The following is a 1093-nucleotide window of genomic DNA, read 5'->3' as shown; positions in this document are numbered from 1 at the left end:
TTCGCACCGTTCGCACCGTTCACGCCGTGCGCGGCGAGACTCATGCGCTCCGGGCGGATGCACGCGACGGCCGATGCGCCCTCGGCGGCTTCGCCGATATGGCGGCCGACGAGCTTCGTGCCGTCGTCGAGCCGGAATTCGCAGAATTCGCCGTCGACGCGTGCGATGGTGCCGCGCAGCCGGTTGCTGTCGCCGATGAAGTTCGCGACGAATTCGTTGCACGGCGATTCGTACAGGCGGTCGACGGTGTCGAGCTGCTGCACGATGCCCTTGTCGAACACGGCGACGCGATCGGACATCGTCAGCGCCTCGCCCTGATCGTGCGTCACGTACACGAAGGTCACGCCGAGCTTCTCGTGCAGCGCCTTCAGTTCGTACTGCATGTGTTCGCGCAACTGCTTGTCGAGCGCGCCGAGCGGCTCGTCCATCAGCACCAGCTTCGGCTCGAACACGAGCGCACGGGCCAGCGCGATGCGCTGCTGCTGGCCGCCCGACAGTTGCGCCGGATAGCGTTTCGCGAAGCGCTCCATCTGCACCATCTTCAGCGCGTGCGCGACGCGCTCCGCGCGCTCGGCGGCGGGCAGCTTGCGCACCGTCAGCGGATACCCGACGTTCTGCTCGACCGTCAGGTGCGGAAACAGCGCGTAGTTCTGGAACACCATGCCGATGTTGCGCTTGTGCGGCGGCACGCTGTTCAGCAACTCGCCGTCGAGGCGGATTTCGCCGCCGGTCGGGAATTCGAAGCCGGCCAGCATCATCAGGCAGGTGGTCTTGCCCGAGCCGGACGGCCCGAGCAGCGTCAGGAATTCCCCGCGCTGGATGTCGAGGTCGAGCGATTTGACGACCAGCGTCTCGCCGTCGTAGGTCTTCCGCACGCCGCGAAAGCTGACGATCACATCATCGGACTTCATCGTGCTGTCCCCTGGTTCCGCGCCAATTGATTTTGAGATGCGAGCCACTATACGGCGCGCACGGTTCTATACTAGGGAACCATTTCAATATTCCTAGTAGGACCACTTTGGATACCGTGATCGTCGCCGACTGGCTGTCCGCCCGTCTGGACCGCAGCTCGTCCGAGCCGATGTACCGGCAA

General features: G+C 64.5%; 1 protein-coding gene. It reads right to left on the bottom strand.

Features of this window, described 5'->3' with window-relative positions; genetic code table 11:
* Window positions 1-911, bottom strand: a 911-nt coding sequence (locus tag JMF90_RS38130) for an ABC transporter ATP-binding protein (RefSeq protein WP_201326448.1), incomplete at its 3' end; no start/stop codon positions are given.
* Window positions 912-1093: the final 182 nt, after the last annotated feature.

Source organism: Burkholderia sp. E168m23 (assembly GCF_016586125.1).
In the GTDB taxonomy this organism is placed as follows: domain Bacteria; phylum Pseudomonadota; class Gammaproteobacteria; order Burkholderiales; family Burkholderiaceae; genus Burkholderia; species Burkholderia orbicola.
The sequence above is the reverse complement of the archived record's forward strand: the minus strand, read 5'-3'. Positions and strand labels throughout refer to the sequence as shown.